The sequence below is a fragment of the Rickettsia endosymbiont of Cantharis rufa genome (genome assembly GCF_964026445.1).
In the GTDB taxonomy this organism is placed as follows: Bacteria; Pseudomonadota; Alphaproteobacteria; order Rickettsiales; family Rickettsiaceae; genus Rickettsia.
Map to the genome: position 1 here is coordinate 233132 of NZ_OZ032150.1, position 15372 is coordinate 248503.

Sequence of the window (15372 nt, forward strand, 5' to 3'; positions counted from 1 at the left end):
AAAAAAACCGGAGGATTTTAAGGTTACTTTTTATTTTACAGATGGATGGGGAAGTTATGCTGGGTTATTAGATCCCAAAAAACACATTGTTAGTAAAAAATATACTCAACGGATAGAACGGGGTAACTTAAATCTTAGAACAAGATGCAAAAGACTGACACGTAAAACAATTTGTTTTTCCAAGTCATTGGATATTCATGATAAAGTCATCGGAACTCTTATTGAACGTATAGCCTTTTAATATCCACGTCTGTAAAATGGAGGTGCGACCAATAGAGTATTTGTATGGACAAAAAGAATATCGCCCTTAAGAAGTAGAAATAAAGATTCAACAAAAATACCGCTTGATAGATTGAAGGTAGGCGTAGAGCAATATAGTGATGCATACCAATATGAAAGGGCTGAGCGGTTAGGAGTTAGTAAATCAGGGATACATAAAGCATTAAATAAGTTAAATATTACGTATAAAAAAAGCTTTAAGACATCCGAAGGCAAAAGAAGAAGAGAGGCTAGAATTTCAGCATAAGATCAAAAAGTATAAAGCGGAAGAGAAAGTGATCGTATTTACCGATGAGAGCTGTTTTGTCCGTAGTGCTCCTAGGACCCATGGGTATTCAGTAAAAGGTCAGAGATGTTATGGTATCCATGATTGGCATCCGTCAAAAAGAACTAATGTTATAGGGGCGTTAATAGATAAATCATTGCTGACTGTGTCAATTTTTGAATGCAATGTTAATACTGCTATTTTTAACGCTTGGGTAGAACAAGATTTAATACCTAAATTACCCCATAATTCAGTAGTTGTAATGGATAATGCAAGTTTTCATAAAAGTCCAAATTTAAAAATTATGATAGAAAAAGCCGGTCATATATTAGAGTACTTACCGCCTTATTCCCCTGATCTAAATCCCATTGAACCAGAATAGTTTTAAGCTAAATCTAGGAGAAGAAAATATCTCTGTGATGTAGACACGCTTTTCGAAAAGTACATGACGTAACTGTTTTATAGAGGCTTAGCTATATATATGTTTCCATAATCCACAAAACGCTAACAAAAGTTAATAATTAAGTCAAGAAAATTTTAATAAAAATTAATTTTGTATTTCTAGCCATTGATTTAATAACTCATCTAGTTTCTTTTTATCATTAATTAATTGGCTAGTAACGCAGTTATATTTTTGAGGATTATCTAAATATAGATTAACATCTTCGAGTTCTTTTTCTAGGTCATTGATTGATATTTCTAGCTTTTCAATATCATTCGGTAATGTTTCGAGCAAACGCTGATACTTATAAGATAATTTTTTATTTGTGGAGTCTTTTTGAGAAGTTAATGGTAGTGGTTTTGAAGCTTTTTTGATTATAGGAGTCGTAGTAAAATATTGTTTATAATCCTCATAACCCCCTGTTATATCATGAATTTTACCTTGAGCAAAGACTAAAGTTCTAGTAACTAACCTATCGAGGAAGTCACGATCATGGCTAACTACGATTAAAGTACCTGAATAATCTGCAAGCATATCTAGTAAAATTTCTAGACTATCCATATCGAGATCATTGGTCGGCTCATCTAAAATTAAAAGATTCCCTGGGTTAATTAGCATTTTTGCCAGTAATAATCTATTAGCTTCACCGCCTGATAGAATAGCAGTTTTTGCATTAAGTAGTTTAGGATCAAACATGAATTGTTTTAAATAACCGGCAACATGCATGGCTTTATTGTTCGGCAAAAATACTTGATCACCGCCTGTAGGACATAAAGTTTGTTGTAATGTATGGCTAAGGTTTAATTCCTCTCTATGTTGATCAAAATATGAAATATCTAAATTACCGCCATATATAATTTTACCCAAGTCAGGTGTAAGTTGCCTTGTCAGTAATTTAATAAAGGTAGATTTGCCTGAGCCGTTTGCACCGATTATGCCAATTTTTTCGCCTTTTTCTACACGAAAAGTAAAATTATCGATAATATTAGTATTGTTATAACTAAATGTAATATTATTTACTTCGATAATAAATTTGCTTTTAGCTATATTCTCGGCAAGTTCTGCCCTAACTCTCTGTTTTGAATTAGCTAGTTTCTCAGTATGTTCACGTGCTATTGCTTTTAAGAATTTTAACCCTGCAAGTCTTTTTTGATTCCGCTTACGTCTAGCGGTAACGCCGGAATTTAACCACTCATTTTCTTGAGATAGTTTTTTATTTAATTTCCGTAACGCAGCTTCTTCTTGCTCTATTATAATTGTTTGCCATTCATCAAAAAATTTAAATCCTTTATCGGACTTATGCAAAATTCCTCGATCAAGCCACCAAATTTTATTAGTAACATTTGAGAGAAATGTCCTATCATGACTAACACAAATAATAGCACCGTTATAGGATTTAACAAACTCTTCTAACCATTCTATTGTTTCAATATCTAGATGGTTGGTTGGTTCATCAAGTAATAATATTTCCGGCTCTAATATTAAAATTTTAGCAAGACTTACTCTTCTAAGTTGACCTCCTGAATAGGTGGATAAGTTATCAGCTCCGCTGATTTGTAATTTTTCTAGGATTATATCGATTTGATACTTATCTATTTCTTTTGTACTATCTGTCTGCTGTAAGACAAAATCATAAACAGTTAGATTAGCCTTTATAGAAATATCTTGTCTTAAATAGCCGGTTGTGACGAGAGGGTCTTGAAATAACTCGCCGCTATCTAGCTCATAATCACCTGATATTACTTTCATCAAGCTTGATTTTCCGCAGCCGTTACGACCTATAAGACAAACCTTATCACCTTTGTATAAATAAAGCTCTAAATCAGATAAAATTACTTTATCCGCAAAACTTAAATTACCGTCTTTAATGTAATAAATTGGGGTCATAATGATGTCATACCGTGGCTTGACCACGGTATCCAGAAAACAATTTAGAATATATATTTTTAGCATTTTTAAGCTGGATACCGTGGTCAAGCTGGCGTTGCTGCATGGCTCGTAAAACCCACTAGAGGTCACTCCCGCGGAGGCGGGAATTCAGAAAAAAAATATAAATACAGCAAATCTTTGAAATTAAAAGCTCGCTTTACCCTGGATTCCCGCCTACGCGGGAATGATATATACAGCCATGCAAGCCACGGTATGACAATGATTTAAACTAAACCTTTCTAATCACTAAACTAGCATTAGTACCGCCAAAGCCGAAAGAATTAGATAATACGTAATCTATTTTAGCTTCTCTAGCCCTTAATTTTACTAAATCTATCTTAACCTCATCCATAGGGTTGTCTAAGTTTAAGGTTGGCGGAGCAATCTGATCTCTAATTGCAAGAGCTGAAAAGATAAGCTCAACGCTTCCTGCTGCACCAAGCAAATGTCCTATTGATGATTTAGTAGAAGACATCAAAATTTGAGGATTCGTTTCTAAAAATAATTTTTGAACAGCGTTTAATTCAATTTCATCGCCAAGATTAGTAGAAGTACCGTGTGCATTAATATAATTAATCATATCTGGAGTGACAGCTGCATCTAGCATTGCGTCTCTCATTGCCCTATAAGCCCCTCTACCTTCAGGATGTGGAGCAGTCATATGATAAGCATCACCTGTCGAGCCGTATCCTATAACTTCACCGTAAATTTTAGTCCCTCGATTTATGGCATGCTCATATTCTTCTAAGACTACAACACCTGCTCCTTCACCCATAACAAAGCCACTGCGGTCTTTATCCCAAGGTCTTGATGCTTTTTCAGGATTATCGTTATATTTAGTGCAAAGAGCTCTAGCTGCCACGAAACCGGCAACTCCGACAGGTGTAACGGGAGCTTCTGCGCCGCCTGCGACCATAACGTCTGCATAGCCGTGCTTTATCATACGCATAGCATCGCCTATAGCATGTGCTCCTGTAGAGCAAGCGGTTACTGCTGCTTGGTTCGGACCGCTAAAGCCGTATTTTATGGATACGAGACCGGACAAAAGATTAATTAATGAGGCTGGAATAAAAAAAGGACTAACTTTGCCGTTATTTTCTTGATAAAGTTTGATAGAAGTATCTTCGATCATTTTAAGTCCTCCGATTCCTGAACCTAATATCAAGCCGGTTCTATCACGAGATTTTTCATCTTCGGGTAACCAACCGCTATCTTCAACTGCTTCGGTTGCGGCTGCTACTCCGTAATGGATAAATTTATCCATTTTACTTAGTCTATTAACGTCATCTGCCTGTGTAAAATTTTCAAGTTTAAATCCATCCTTCTCAGAGCTATCTATAAGTCCGGCAATTTTACACGCAAGTTTAGAAGTGTCAAATGCCGTAATAGTTTTTATTCCGCTTACCCCGGTTACAATATTTTTCCAAGATGAGCTAACATTAAGCCCAACAGGAGTAATAAGTCCAAGTCCGGTAATAACTACTCTTTTATTTACTCGCTGATTCGACATTTCTAATTATCTATTAGGGATTTAATTTATGCAGATTAAGATTGGCGTTCTTTGATATATTTTATAACATCGGATACAGTTTTAATTTTAGTGGCTTCATCATCAGGTATATCAATACCGTATTCAACTTCTATTGCCATCATTAACTCTACGGTATCAAGGCTATCGGCTTTCAAATCTTCTATAAATCGCGAATCCGTAGTTATTATCGATTTATCTTTATTTAGCTTTTCAGCAACCATTTCAATAACTTTCTGCTCGATCTTGTCCGTTGTACTCATAATTTGAACTCCATAAATCATTTAATTTTATATGCCGCATAATAGCGGTTATTCAGCTACTAGGCTTTATTTATAACTGTATGAATATTTATTTAAAATATTCATAGCATTTTATCTTTAAAAGAACTTCTAGCACAAAAAATTATTTTATGCTAGCACAAAATTTTACACCATTAACATCCCCCCGTTTACATGGATAGTTTGGCCTGTAATATAAGATGCTTGATCGCTTACTAAAAATGCGACTGCGTTTGCCACGTCTTCCGGCATACCGTAAGTTCCTAATGGAATCTTTTGTACTATCATTTCTCTTTGTTTTTCGTTCAGTTTATCAGTCATATCAGACTTAATAAATCCCGGAGCTACTGCATTAACCGTAATTCCTCTAGTTGCAACTTCATAAGAGAGCGATTTGGTCATACCGATTAAACCTGCTTTAGAAGCGCAATAATTAGCCTGCCCTGGGTTGCCTGAAACTCCTACTATTGAAGATATATTAATAATGCGTCCATACCTATTTTGCATCATTTTTTTTATTGCTTCACGATTTAAAATAAAATTTGCTTTTAAATTAATATCAATAACTTTGTCAAAATCTTCATCTTTCATTCTAATTGCTAATGCGTCGCTAGTAATACCGGCATTACACACTAAAATATCTAGCTTTGATGCTTTAGATATTAAATTGCTGCATTCTTCCTTATTTGCAAGGTTGCATATTTCTATTGTATAATTATCTTTTAAAATATTTCCAAGGGCTTTTAATTTTTCCTCATTACTACCGCTAATAATTACATGACTTCCGAGTTTGTGCAGTAGCTTTGCTATAGCTCCGCCTATGCCTCCTGAGACCCCTGTAATTAAGGAAGTTTTACCTGTTAAATCAATCATTTTCTTCCTCCATTTGATCAAGATTTATAGTAATTTTTGATGATCTTTCACGTATTATTTTCTCAATTTCGTTGGAAATTTGAGGATATTCTTTTAAATATTGTTTGACGTTTTCACGCCCTTGACCGATACGTACATTATTATAAGAAAACCATGAACCTGATTTCTCGACGATATCAAGCTTAACGCCAAGGTCAATTATCTCACCTTCTTTTGAAATACCTGAGCCGTACATTATATCAAAATCTGCGGTTTTAAACGGAGGTGATACTTTATTCTTAACTACTTTTACTTTAGTTTGACTACCTATTACCTCCTCTTTATCTTTAATCGCACCAATTCTTCTTATGTCTATCCTAACAGAAGCATAGAACTTTAAAGCATTTCCGCCTGTCGTAGTTTCGGGATTACCGAACATGACACCTATTTTCATCCTAATTTGGTTGATAAACACAGTAATACAATTAGTACGATTAATTGATGCGGTAAGTTTACGTAAAGCTTGGCTCATTAATCTTGCTTGAGAAGCCATTTGGGCATCACCCATTTCGCCTTCAATCTCTGATTTTGGTACTAAAGCTGCAACACTATCTATTATTACCATGTCAATACCGCCGGAGCGAATTAAAGTATCGGCAATTTCTAGAGCTTGTTCACCTGTATCGGGCTGTGAAATGATAAGTTCGTCAATATTTACGCCGAGTTTCTTTGCATAAGCAGGGTCAAGGGCGTGCTCAGCATCAATAAAAGCACATGTGCCGCCTTTTTTCTGGGCTTCAGCAATTAAATGCAATGTTAGAGTAGTTTTACCTGAGCTTTCAGGACCAAAAATTTCGATTATTCTACCTTTAGGAACACCGCCGATCCCAAGAGCTATATCAAGCCCAAGTGAACCTGTCGATACGGCTTCTATATCAACATTCGGACGCTGTCCTAATTTCATTACCGAACCTTTACCGTAGCTTTTTTCGATTTGCGCGAGTGCTGCGGCAATGGCTCTTTCTTTATCTGTATTTGACATAAATTTCCATATTATAAACTTATCAATTAAAATATAAGCTTAAGAAAGAAAAATCAAATTTTATTTATTTTATTATGCTTGTAAGGTTAAATCTTGACTTCCATACTAGGTGGTGCTTAGATGTTAAGTTTACTTGTGTTATAGTTAATTGATTTGGATTCGCCTACTATGTCACTCGTCACTCTCCTATTAATTATAGGTCTTGATTCTTGTATGCAAATCCAACTGAATTGACATAGGACTGCCAACAATCCTATTTTCCTGAAAAAGATAGATCCAGTAAAACCTTTATTAAATAACTTATCACATATGGTATCACAATTCTCACAAACTGAATATATCGCTAAAGATAATTCACCATCTCCGTCTTATAAATTTAGATGGCATATTTTAATTATTTTAAGCGTTTGCTTATTTTTAGTATCGATGGATGCTACAATCTTGCATGCTGTTATGCCTACTATAATCCTTGATTTAAAACCATCTAATTTACAACAATTATGGATAATCAATGCATACGCATTAGTATTATCAGGTCTTCTAATCACCGCAGGTGCACTAGGAGATAGATTTGGTCGTAAAAGATTACTACTTTGGGGGCTTTTAGTTTTTTCCATCGCTTCAATGTTAGTTTATGTATTTGATGACCCATGGGGATTAGTATTATGTCGTGCTTTACTTGGGTTAGGAGGATCAATGATTATGCCTTCCACTTTATCTATATTGCGTAATATTTTTACTAATACACACGAACGTATGATCGCAATATCCGTGTGGGGAATAATGGCAACCGTAGGAGCAGCTATAGGACCCGTACTAGGAGGAGTATTGGTTGAGCTTTTAAGTTGGCAATTTGCATTTTTTATAAACACACCTACTGCACTAATAATTATTGCTTTTGGCATAGTTTGGATTCCTGAATCATCTAATCCTAGTAATGAGCCATGGGATTGGATAGGAGTATTTCAATCATTTTTTGGTATGGCAGCTTTAGTTCAAGGCATTAAGATGTTGGCTAAATACGGTATTATGAATCTAGCATCCGGCGGGATGCTCTTAATTGGCATTGTATTACTAATAATATTTACCTTACGTCAACTTAAAAATGATGATCCATTAGTGGATATGCGTTTATTCTTAATTAGCAATTTTAGTATAGGAGTAATAGTTTATTTGCTGATTACTTGTGTCTTAGGATCCATAACGTATCTCATGTCCTTATGGTTACAGTTTATCAAAGGGTTAAGTCCTTTGCATGCAGGTCTTTATATGTTGCCTGCAGCAGTTTTTGCTTTAATTGCCTCTTTAGTTATGCCGTATTTACTCACGCGATTTACCGCACGTGTAATAATATTTAGTGGGCTTATCTTTACTACTATATCATTAATTTTACCTAGTATATTAGACTATAGAGATTTACTATCGAATACTATATATCTTGGACTGCTTGGTATAGGAAGTAGTCTATGCCTCTCTACCACCGTAACAGTTATGATGAATGCAGTGCCGGCAGAGAGATCCGGAGGTGCAGCAGCACTACAAGAAACAGCATATGAATTAGGTAATGTATTAGGTATAGCTGTTATTGTAAGTATTACATCTTTTATATATAGTAACAATATAGTAATCCCTCACGGTGTTTCTGTATCAATGGCAGAAATAGCTCGTGACTCAATTGGCAAAGGAATAATTATTGCTCAACAACTACCACCTTCATCTGCTCACGAATTAATTCAGGAGGTTAATATTGCTTTTATAAATGCCTTCAATATAATAGGTATTATTCTAGGAATAATCATACTAATATTGGCGGGTTTGGTTATGTACGTTCTCCCTCCTTTTAAAGCATCAACCCCCCTACATTAATGGCTTTATTACATGATGAAACGGATATAGAAACCTTACAGTTTTGCGCTATTTATCATAATGGTTACTGTAAATTATCCGGTCGCACCTCCATTTTACAGATGTGAATATTAAAAGGCTATACGTTCAATAAGAGTTCCGATGACTTTATCATGAATATCCAATGACTTGGAAAAACAAATTGTTTTACGTGTCAGTCTTTTGCATCTTGTTCTAAGATTTAAGTTACCCCGTTCTATCCGTTGAGTATATTTTTTACTAACAATGTGTTTTTTGGGATCTAATAACCTAGCATAACTTCCCTATCCATCTGTAAAGTAAAAAGTAACCTTAAAATCCTCCAGTTTTTTTCAGTAATGATTCTGATGTGCTATCACATCTTGTACCAAAAGTATAAGCAACTACTTTTAACAAAATCTTATCCAAAGAATATCAAAGCCATCTTTGTTTGGATTTATTCTGTACATAAGGCCATTGTTCATCTATTTCAGGAGCAATAATTACTTCTATCGTATTGATAGAATGATTTATCTTTTTTAACGCTAGATTTTTTTAAAACACGGATAACCGTATTGATACCCACTTTTAATACTCTTACTGTATCCCTAACTCCAGAGCCATTGATTGACATATCTACTATCTGAGTCTTGACTCCAGGCTTAGAGGCATTATTAATATATTACAGTTGAAAATATCGATTACACTGCTTGCATTGATATCTCTGTTGTTTTGAAATTGAATATCCCGCCTTTACTACTTTTTCTGTGTCGTTACAATATCTACACTTAACATCTATTCTTGCCATAACTCCTTAACTATAATTCTCTCTTATTACTGTTTGAGGATTATAGACTATTCATGCTAAGCTGCAATACGGGGGCACGACCAATTATCCTAGTGCTTATTTTTATAGTAGGTAGTTAATAAAATGGGATGATGATATTTTTAAGTCTATAAATCATTACTAAATATTCTTTCTAGTTCAGTCAAACGTTTCTCTATTGCGTCGATATCCCTCTTTTTCAAAGGTCTTTCTAGCAAATCTGCTACCTCTGTTCTCAGAATTTCTAAATTTTCTTTTGAAGTAAACTCTGCTACGAGTTCATGTAGGGTTTTGGTATTTTGGTTGGACGTATAATGACTCCCGATTAATTAAACTTAAATAACTCAAGTTTTAACCAACGAAGTTTAACTTTGGTGGTCGGGGCGTTCAAAGAAACCGTAAACGACAGCTTATAATAGCTTTTAGATATAAAATTAAATTTTATATCTTGGACATATGCTATTATCACCCAAACCGTAATAAAGTTGAGGATGGTATCATTCAATGGTAGATACCAACCACGTTTACAAAAGGCTTTGAAACCCCGAAATAGCGTTTTGCTACTTCGGTTAAAGTTTATACCTAACTTCCTTTAAAAGTCAATCGATAACTTATTATATTTAAACTAACAGTTTAATTATAATAAAAGATTTTTTATTTCTAATATAAGTTATTAAATTTATTTAAAATATTTTGTGGTTTTCAGTAGTCGATGTAGTAGGAGTATTGACTGATAGTCCTGATGCTTATTAAAGTAAGCTTAAACGAAGATTAAATGAACAAAAAAGTGAGGTCATGACAAATTGTCACGGACTGAAATTAACTGCCACAGACGGAAAAAATATATAACAGACTGTGCAAATTTTGAAATACTTTAAGTTTTTTAACCACCAATGAACATGATTTTTGGCGGTCGGGGAGGTAGAAAAACTGTCCAAAATCAGCTATAATAGGTTTTAAGCTTAAAGCAAAGCTCTAAGCTCTGAACATACCTAAAATCTCCCCGATCTTAATAGAGTCGAGGATTACATCATTTTGCGGTTGATGTATACCGCTTTGGACTTAATAGCTTTCTTCTAGCTTGTCTTTAAATTAACTACTGAGTTCCTGATCATTTGCTAGCTCTTCCTGCGAGATTATTCTTACATCTGGTCGCACCCCCGTATTGCAGCTTAGCATGAATAGTCTATAATCCTCAAACAGTAATAAGAGAGAATTATAGTTAAGGAGTTATGGCAAGAATAGATGTTAAGTGTAGATCAAGAATAGATGTTAAGTGTAGATATTATAACGACACAGAAAAAGTAGTAAAGGCGGGATATTCAATTTCAAAACAACAGAGATATCAATGCAAGCAGTGTAATCGATATTTTCAACTGTAATATATTAATAATGCCTCTAAGCCTGGAGTCAAGACTCAGATAGTAGATATGTCAATCAATGGCTCTGGAGTTAGGGATACAGTAAGAGTATTAAAAGTGGGTATCAATACGGTTATCCGTGTTTTAAAAAAATCTAGCGTTAAAAAAGATAAATCATTCTATCAATACGATAGAAGTAATTATTGCTCCTGAAATAGATGAACAATGGTCTTATGTACAGAATAAATCCAAACAAAGATGGCTTTGATATTCTTTGGATAAGATTTTGTTAAAAGTAGTTGCTTATACTTTTGGTACAAGATGTGATAGCACATCAGAATCATTACTGAAAAAAACCGGAGGATTTTAAGGTTACTTTTTACTTTACAGATGGATGGGGAAGTTATGCTAGGTTATTAGATCCCAAAAAACACATTGTTAGTAAAAAATATACTCAACGGATAGAACGGGGTAACTTAAATCTTAGAACAAGATGCAAAAGACTGACACGTAAAACAATTTGTTTTTCCAAGTCATTGGATATTCATGATAAAGTCATCGGAACTCTTATTGAACGTATAGCCTTTTAATATCCACATCTGTAAAATGGAGGTGCGACCTTACATCTGTTAGCAACGGAAGTAAAATGATACAGCACAATGGATAAAAATTGATACAGTATTAAAGTAATATCTTCTGGGTAAGGAGGTAAAAAATAATGATAATACTGGAGCAAATAATGGAAATAAAAATATTAAATAAACAAGACACAAGCCTAAGAAGTATATCAAGAGAAGTAAGTGTTTCAGTAAATACAGTACGTAAATATTTAAAATATGATGGTAGCCCTAAATATAAGGATGGGAGGAAGTTGATAACAAAGCTAGCCCCGTATAAGGAGTACTTGAGCGAAAGAATAAAATCAGCCTATCCTATATCGCTACCCGGCACTGTATTGTTTCAAGAGATAAAGGAGATGGGTTACACGGGCAAGATGACCCAACTCAGAGATTATTTAAAAAGCATAAAGCCAGCAGCTAAGCAGGAGGATATGGTAAGATTCGAGACTGCATCCGGTAAACAGATGCAAGTTGATTGGATTGAATTTCGTAAAGGCAAGAACACTTTATCAGCTTTTGTAGCTACATTAGGATATAGTCGAGCAAGTTATGTGGAATTTGTTACTAATGAGAAGCTTGTAACGTTAATAGAATGCCATAAGCGTGCATTTGAATATTTTGGCGGAGTACCAAAAGAAGTGCTTTATGACAATATGAAAACAGTAATACTGGGTAGAGATACGTATGGTCTTGACATACATCTTTTTAATAAAGGAATGCTAGATTTTGCAAAACATTATGGTTTCCGCTTAAGAGTGTGTAGACCTTATCAAGCAAAAACCAAGAGCAAGGTTGAGCGATTTAATAGATATCTCAGAGAAAGCTTTTATAACCCATTAGTGACAAAATTAAAAACAGCAGAGCTAGTGTTGGATGTGGATACTGCAAATTCAGAGGTGCTAAAATGGCTGCGAGATATAGCGAATATGCGTGTGCATGGCACCACAGGTGAAATACCTGTAAAAAGATTAAAGTCTGAGAGGAGTACTCCTCAACCACTACCATTGGATTATAGCGGTAGTCATCCTGCGGTATTAGAGATTATGGAAGGTAAAGAAGAACGATTTTCTACAGTTTCTTTGCAGCATTCCCTATGCGTATACTAGATATATTGGAGGCATTATGAACCTGCAGCACCAACGTATAGCAGAGATGTGCCACTCATTAAATCTTGTTCAGGTAGCTGAAAATTATTTTGATATCGCACAGTCCTTCTAGTAAAGAAGACTCAAGTTATACGGATTTCCTTGAGTCAATATTAAAAACAGAGTTGTTGGCGCGACAAAATAGGAGTAAATCAATACTCACAAGAATGGCAGACTTTCCTGCTATAAAAACGCTGGATGATTTTGACTATGATTTTGCTACAGGAGTCAAACGCAAGGTTCTGGAAAATCTAAGTTCCCTATCTTTTGTAGAAAGACAAGAAAACATTATTTTGCTTGATCCTTCTGGAGTAGGAAAAACACATATAGCTATTGCCCTTGGTTATGCAGCTACGCAATGTGGAATCAAGACTAAATTTATAACAGCTGCGGATTTAATGCTCGTACTTAATGCAGGACTAAATCAGGGAAATCTAGGCGCTATACTTAAAAAAGTCATCCTTCCATACAAATTACTCATAGTAGACGAATTTGGGTATCTGCCATTAAAACAGGAACAAGCTAATCCATTATTTCAGGTTATAGCAAAGCGTTATGAGAAAGATAGTATAATTCTTACAAGTAATCTTCCATTTGGACAATGGCACAATAATCTTGCTCAGGATAGTGCTCCTACAGCTGCTATCTTAGATCGTCTGCTCCATCATTCCACGATACTCAATATTAAAGGGGATAGTTTCAGACTTAGAAATAAAAAGAAAGCTGGTCTTGTATCAATAGAGGTGATTAATAAACAGGAGGATAATCTTATGACTTAAATATCAAATGATTTCTTATTATACTGTATCAATTTTCAAACAGTATATATTAAAATTATGTATCATTTTTCGACCGCTGTTGACATTCCAGAAAGTTAATAATAGACGATATTAACAGTAGGGATAAAAATGCCGGATATAGAGCCAAAGATATATCCAGCTGAATTTAAAGAATCAGCGATTAGATTAGCTATTGAGTCTAAGCAACCTTTTGCTCAAACAGCTAGAGAACTAGGAATTACGAAGTATAGTCTATATAATTGGGTTAATAAACATTCAAAACTCAAGGAAGTAATGAGATATGAAGAACATCTGTATGATGAATTAAGGAGATTGAAGAAGAACTAGATAGAGTAACACAGGAATGTGATCTATTAAAATAGATATAAAGTATAATAATTTATGTATTATGAATAATAAGCTTGCCCTAATAAATCAAATTTAGGAATACCACAATTATGTTCATATGAACCTAAATAAGCTTGTAATTCATAAACATTTTGTTCCATTTTTTCATAATTATATTTATCTGAGTTTTGAAATTTTTCAACTAATTTACCCTTATTAACAACTTTTTTATAAGCATCTTCTTTAAAAAACCCATCTTTTTGTTCTTCGCTACAAAAGTAATCCTTAAATTCACTATGTTGTTTCGGTAAATTAGAGATAAATTCTGCAAATTTTTCTAATTGAATATTAGTAATTAGGGTAAATACCAAACCTATACTTTCTTTGTATTGATTAACTCTTGAAATTTCTTGCTCTATTACCTCTTTTCCTTCAATTTCAATAACATTTTTAGATAAAACAACCAAATCTTTTTTATTAACCTCTAGCTTTCCAGATTCCTTTTGCTTTATATTCAGCGCTTCTTCTTCTAATCCCCATTTACTAAACGATTTTTTAAATGCAGCAAGCCATGAACCAAAAGCTGCACTTTCTAACTTTTCAAAGTATTATTTTAACCTCATAACTAATTTCCTTGTTTATATTTTCTTAGTTTAACTTTATATTACTAGTTGAAAGTAATCAAGTTATAAAGCTAAGAAAAATTAATGCTTTTGTAAAAATCTTACATAGCGTAACAATTGAAAAACAGTTTCAAAGTGTTTAAAATAATTTGACTATTTTAGGAAATTTTAATAAAATCTATTAATAAACTCAATCGATAATACAAAATATGAAAACAGCTCTTATCTTCCCCGGTCAAGGATCGCAATTGATCGGCATGGGAAAAGATTTTTACGATAATTTTAAACCTGCCAAAGAAACCTTCCAAATCGTTGATGAAGTACTAAACCGAAAACTCACTGATATAATTTTTAATGGACCTTCTGAAGAACTTACCTTAACTACTAATGCACAACCAGCATTAATGGCGGTATCTATAGCAATAATAAATACTATCAAAGCTGAAATCGGTAAAAATTTGGATAGTCTTTGCGATTATGTTGCTGGTCATTCTCTAGGTGAATATAGTGCTTTATGTAGTACCGGAAGTATTAGCCTTACAGATACTGCAAAACTACTTCATGTACGTAGTACATCTATGCAAGAAGCATGTCCTGAAGGCGAGGGAGTTATGGCTGCTTGTATTAATATTCCGATTCAAAAGCTTGAAGAACTATTAGAAGATATCAACAAAATAAATTTATGCCAAATAGCCAACGATAATATTGAGGGGCAAATAGTTATTAGCGGTAAGACCACAGCTATAGATCACGCTATTAGTATAATTAAAGATTTAGGTTATAAAGCAATAAAGTTGAAAGTCAGTGCTCCATTTCACTGTAGTTTAATGAAGCCGGCAGAATATAAAATGCAAATAGCACTTGATAAAACAGTAATTAACAAACCTCTAATACCGGTAATTCAGAATTATACCGCAAAACCTATAGCCTATCCTCTAGAAATCAAACAAAATTTAATTCTTCAGATATGCGGACGAGTTAGATGGCGTGAAACTTTAGAGCTATTTAATCAGCTAGACGTAACCCATATAGTAGAAATAGGACCTGGAAGCTTACTAACAAATATGCTCCGAAAAATTAATTATCCATTCAAATTAAGTAATATAAGTAATTTAGAAGAACTACAGAATTTTTTAGATAACATTAACAAATAACGCTTTTAATAACTTCTGATTTATAAAACTTTTAA

At 34.0% G+C, this 15372-nt stretch carries 18 protein-coding genes and 4 pseudogenes; 11 read left to right on the top strand and 11 right to left on the bottom strand.

Annotation, left to right across the window (positions count from 1 at the left end):
* Positions 1 to 76: 76 nt before the first annotated feature.
* From AAGD46_RS08520 to AAGD46_RS01235, 3 genes and pseudogenes are all read left to right on the top strand, one after another.
* Positions 77 to 241 (top strand): annotated as a pseudogene (locus AAGD46_RS08520) (IS1 family transposase); the annotation flags it as partial.
* A gap of 57 nt (positions 242 to 298) precedes the next feature.
* Complete coding sequence (locus tag AAGD46_RS01230; protein WP_341787864.1) at positions 299 to 526, top strand: IS630 transposase-related protein; 228 nt, start codon at positions 299 to 301, stop codon at positions 524 to 526.
* A gap of 1 nt (position 527) precedes the next feature.
* Complete coding sequence (locus AAGD46_RS01235; protein WP_341787865.1) at positions 528 to 926, top strand: transposase; 399 nt, start codon at positions 528 to 530, stop codon at positions 924 to 926.
* Between the two features lie 165 nt (positions 927 to 1091).
* Here the strand turns inward: AAGD46_RS01235 and AAGD46_RS01240 are convergent, their stop codons facing one another.
* From AAGD46_RS01240 to AAGD46_RS08525, 6 genes and pseudogenes are all read right to left on the bottom strand, one after another.
* The gene (locus AAGD46_RS01240) at positions 1092 to 2873 is read right to left on the bottom strand and encodes an ABC-F family ATP-binding cassette domain-containing protein (RefSeq protein ID WP_341787452.1); all 1782 of its coding nucleotides are present in this window, start codon (positions 2871 to 2873) and stop codon (positions 1092 to 1094) included.
* Between the two features lie 271 nt (positions 2874 to 3144).
* Complete coding sequence (gene fabF, locus AAGD46_RS01245; protein WP_341787453.1) at positions 3145 to 4425, bottom strand: beta-ketoacyl-ACP synthase II; 1281 nt, start codon at positions 4423 to 4425, stop codon at positions 3145 to 3147.
* Positions 4426 to 4460: 35 nt separating this feature from the next.
* Positions 4461 to 4706 (bottom strand): acyl carrier protein, encoded by a 246-nt coding sequence (gene acpP / locus AAGD46_RS01250; protein ID WP_004997429.1) that lies wholly within the window; start codon positions 4704 to 4706, stop codon positions 4461 to 4463.
* 165 nt (positions 4707 to 4871) lie between these two features.
* Entirely contained in the window at positions 4872 to 5597 is a 726-nt protein-coding gene (gene fabG / locus AAGD46_RS01255) for a 3-oxoacyl-ACP reductase FabG (RefSeq protein ID WP_341787454.1), read from the bottom strand.
* Positions 5590 to 6618, bottom strand: a complete 1029-nt coding sequence (gene recA, locus AAGD46_RS01260) for a recombinase RecA (RefSeq protein WP_341787455.1) — start codon at positions 6616 to 6618, stop codon at positions 5590 to 5592. The genes fabG and recA overlap by 8 nt, the downstream gene beginning before the upstream one ends.
* 137 nt (positions 6619 to 6755) lie before the next feature.
* Positions 6756 to 6853 (bottom strand): annotated as a pseudogene (locus AAGD46_RS08525) (palindromic element RPE2 domain-containing protein); the annotation flags it as partial.
* 74 nt (positions 6854 to 6927) lie between these two features.
* Here AAGD46_RS08525 and AAGD46_RS01265 point away from each other — a divergent pair.
* Positions 6928 to 8484 carry an MFS transporter gene (locus AAGD46_RS01265; protein ID WP_341787456.1) on the top strand — a complete coding sequence of 519 codons (1557 nt, stop codon included), beginning with the start codon at positions 6928 to 6930 and terminating at the stop codon, positions 8482 to 8484.
* A gap of 110 nt (positions 8485 to 8594) precedes the next feature.
* On the opposite strand, the gene AAGD46_RS08530 is transcribed toward AAGD46_RS01265, so the two are convergent.
* From AAGD46_RS08530 to AAGD46_RS08545, 4 genes are all read right to left on the bottom strand, one after another.
* Complete coding sequence (locus tag AAGD46_RS08530) at positions 8595 to 8750, bottom strand: IS1 family transposase (protein WP_410525951.1); 156 nt, start codon at positions 8748 to 8750, stop codon at positions 8595 to 8597.
* A gap of 166 nt (positions 8751 to 8916) precedes the next feature.
* Entirely contained in the window at positions 8917 to 9015 is a 99-nt protein-coding gene (locus AAGD46_RS08535; protein WP_410525950.1) for an IS1 family transposase, read from the bottom strand.
* The gene (locus AAGD46_RS08540; RefSeq protein WP_341786690.1) at positions 8972 to 9115 is read right to left on the bottom strand and encodes an IS1-like element transposase; all 144 of its coding nucleotides are present in this window, start codon (positions 9113 to 9115) and stop codon (positions 8972 to 8974) included. The genes AAGD46_RS08535 and AAGD46_RS08540 overlap by 44 nt, the downstream gene beginning before the upstream one ends.
* A gap of 48 nt (positions 9116 to 9163) precedes the next feature.
* Positions 9164 to 9289, bottom strand: a complete 126-nt coding sequence (locus AAGD46_RS08545; protein WP_410525941.1) for an IS1 family transposase — start codon at positions 9287 to 9289, stop codon at positions 9164 to 9166.
* A 1448-nt stretch (positions 9290 to 10737) separates the two neighbouring features.
* On the opposite strand from AAGD46_RS08545, the gene AAGD46_RS08550 reads away from it, so the two are divergent.
* From AAGD46_RS08550 to AAGD46_RS01290, 6 genes and pseudogenes are all read left to right on the top strand, one after another.
* Positions 10738 to 10881, top strand: a complete 144-nt coding sequence (locus AAGD46_RS08550; RefSeq protein ID WP_341786690.1) for an IS1-like element transposase — start codon at positions 10738 to 10740, stop codon at positions 10879 to 10881.
* Position 10882: 1 nt separating this feature from the next.
* A complete protein-coding gene (locus tag AAGD46_RS08555; protein ID WP_410525952.1) occupies positions 10883 to 10936 on the top strand; it encodes a hypothetical protein in 54 nt (17 codons plus the stop codon).
* 142 nt (positions 10937 to 11078) lie between these two features.
* A pseudogene (locus AAGD46_RS08560) lies at positions 11079 to 11258 on the top strand (IS1 family transposase); the annotation flags it as partial.
* 149 nt (positions 11259 to 11407) lie between these two features.
* Complete coding sequence (gene istA / locus AAGD46_RS01280) at positions 11408 to 12394, top strand: IS21 family transposase (protein WP_341787866.1); 987 nt, start codon at positions 11408 to 11410, stop codon at positions 12392 to 12394.
* 16 nt (positions 12395 to 12410) lie between these two features.
* Positions 12411 to 13212, top strand: a pseudogene (gene istB / locus AAGD46_RS01285) (IS21-like element helper ATPase IstB).
* A gap of 129 nt (positions 13213 to 13341) precedes the next feature.
* Positions 13342 to 13560 (top strand): transposase, encoded by a 219-nt coding sequence (locus AAGD46_RS01290; protein WP_341786903.1) that lies wholly within the window; start codon positions 13342 to 13344, stop codon positions 13558 to 13560.
* A 59-nt stretch (positions 13561 to 13619) separates the two neighbouring features.
* On the opposite strand, the gene AAGD46_RS01295 is transcribed toward AAGD46_RS01290, so the two are convergent.
* Positions 13620 to 14027 carry a hypothetical protein gene (locus AAGD46_RS01295; RefSeq protein WP_341787457.1) on the bottom strand — a complete coding sequence of 136 codons (408 nt, stop codon included), beginning with the start codon at positions 14025 to 14027 and terminating at the stop codon, positions 13620 to 13622.
* A gap of 365 nt (positions 14028 to 14392) precedes the next feature.
* Here AAGD46_RS01295 and fabD point away from each other — a divergent pair, with 365 nt between their 5' ends.
* Positions 14393 to 15337, top strand: a complete 945-nt coding sequence (gene fabD, locus AAGD46_RS01300) for an ACP S-malonyltransferase (protein ID WP_341787458.1) — start codon at positions 14393 to 14395, stop codon at positions 15335 to 15337.
* Positions 15338 to 15372: the final 35 nt, after the last annotated feature.

Bases quoted from the DNA above. Each gene is read 5' to 3' on its own strand.
- istA (WP_341787866.1), top strand. From the start codon at position 11,408: ATGGAAATAAAAATATTAAATAAACAAGACACAAGCCTAAGAAGTATA.
- fabF (WP_341787453.1), bottom strand. From the start codon at position 4,425: ATGTCGAATCAGCGAGTAAATAAAAGAGTAGTTATTACCGGACTTGGA.
- AAGD46_RS01290 (WP_341786903.1), top strand. From the start codon at position 13,342: ATGCCGGATATAGAGCCAAAGATATATCCAGCTGAATTTAAAGAATCA.
- fabD (WP_341787458.1), top strand. From the start codon at position 14,393: ATGAAAACAGCTCTTATCTTCCCCGGTCAAGGATCGCAATTGATCGGC.
- recA (WP_341787455.1), bottom strand. From the start codon at position 6,618: ATGTCAAATACAGATAAAGAAAGAGCCATTGCCGCAGCACTCGCGCAA.
- AAGD46_RS08550 (WP_341786690.1), top strand. From the start codon at position 10,738: ATGTCAATCAATGGCTCTGGAGTTAGGGATACAGTAAGAGTATTAAAA.
- AAGD46_RS01240 (WP_341787452.1), bottom strand. From the start codon at position 2,873: ATGACCCCAATTTATTACATTAAAGACGGTAATTTAAGTTTTGCGGAT.
- acpP (WP_004997429.1), bottom strand. From the start codon at position 4,706: ATGAGTACAACGGACAAGATCGAGCAGAAAGTTATTGAAATGGTTGCT.
- fabG (WP_341787454.1), bottom strand. From the start codon at position 5,597: ATGATTGATTTAACAGGTAAAACTTCCTTAATTACAGGGGTCTCAGGA.
- AAGD46_RS01265 (WP_341787456.1), top strand. From the start codon at position 6,928: ATGGTATCACAATTCTCACAAACTGAATATATCGCTAAAGATAATTCA.
- AAGD46_RS08545 (WP_410525941.1), bottom strand. From the start codon at position 9,289: ATGGCAAGAATAGATGTTAAGTGTAGATATTGTAACGACACAGAAAAA.
- AAGD46_RS08540 (WP_341786690.1), bottom strand. From the start codon at position 9,115: ATGTCAATCAATGGCTCTGGAGTTAGGGATACAGTAAGAGTATTAAAA.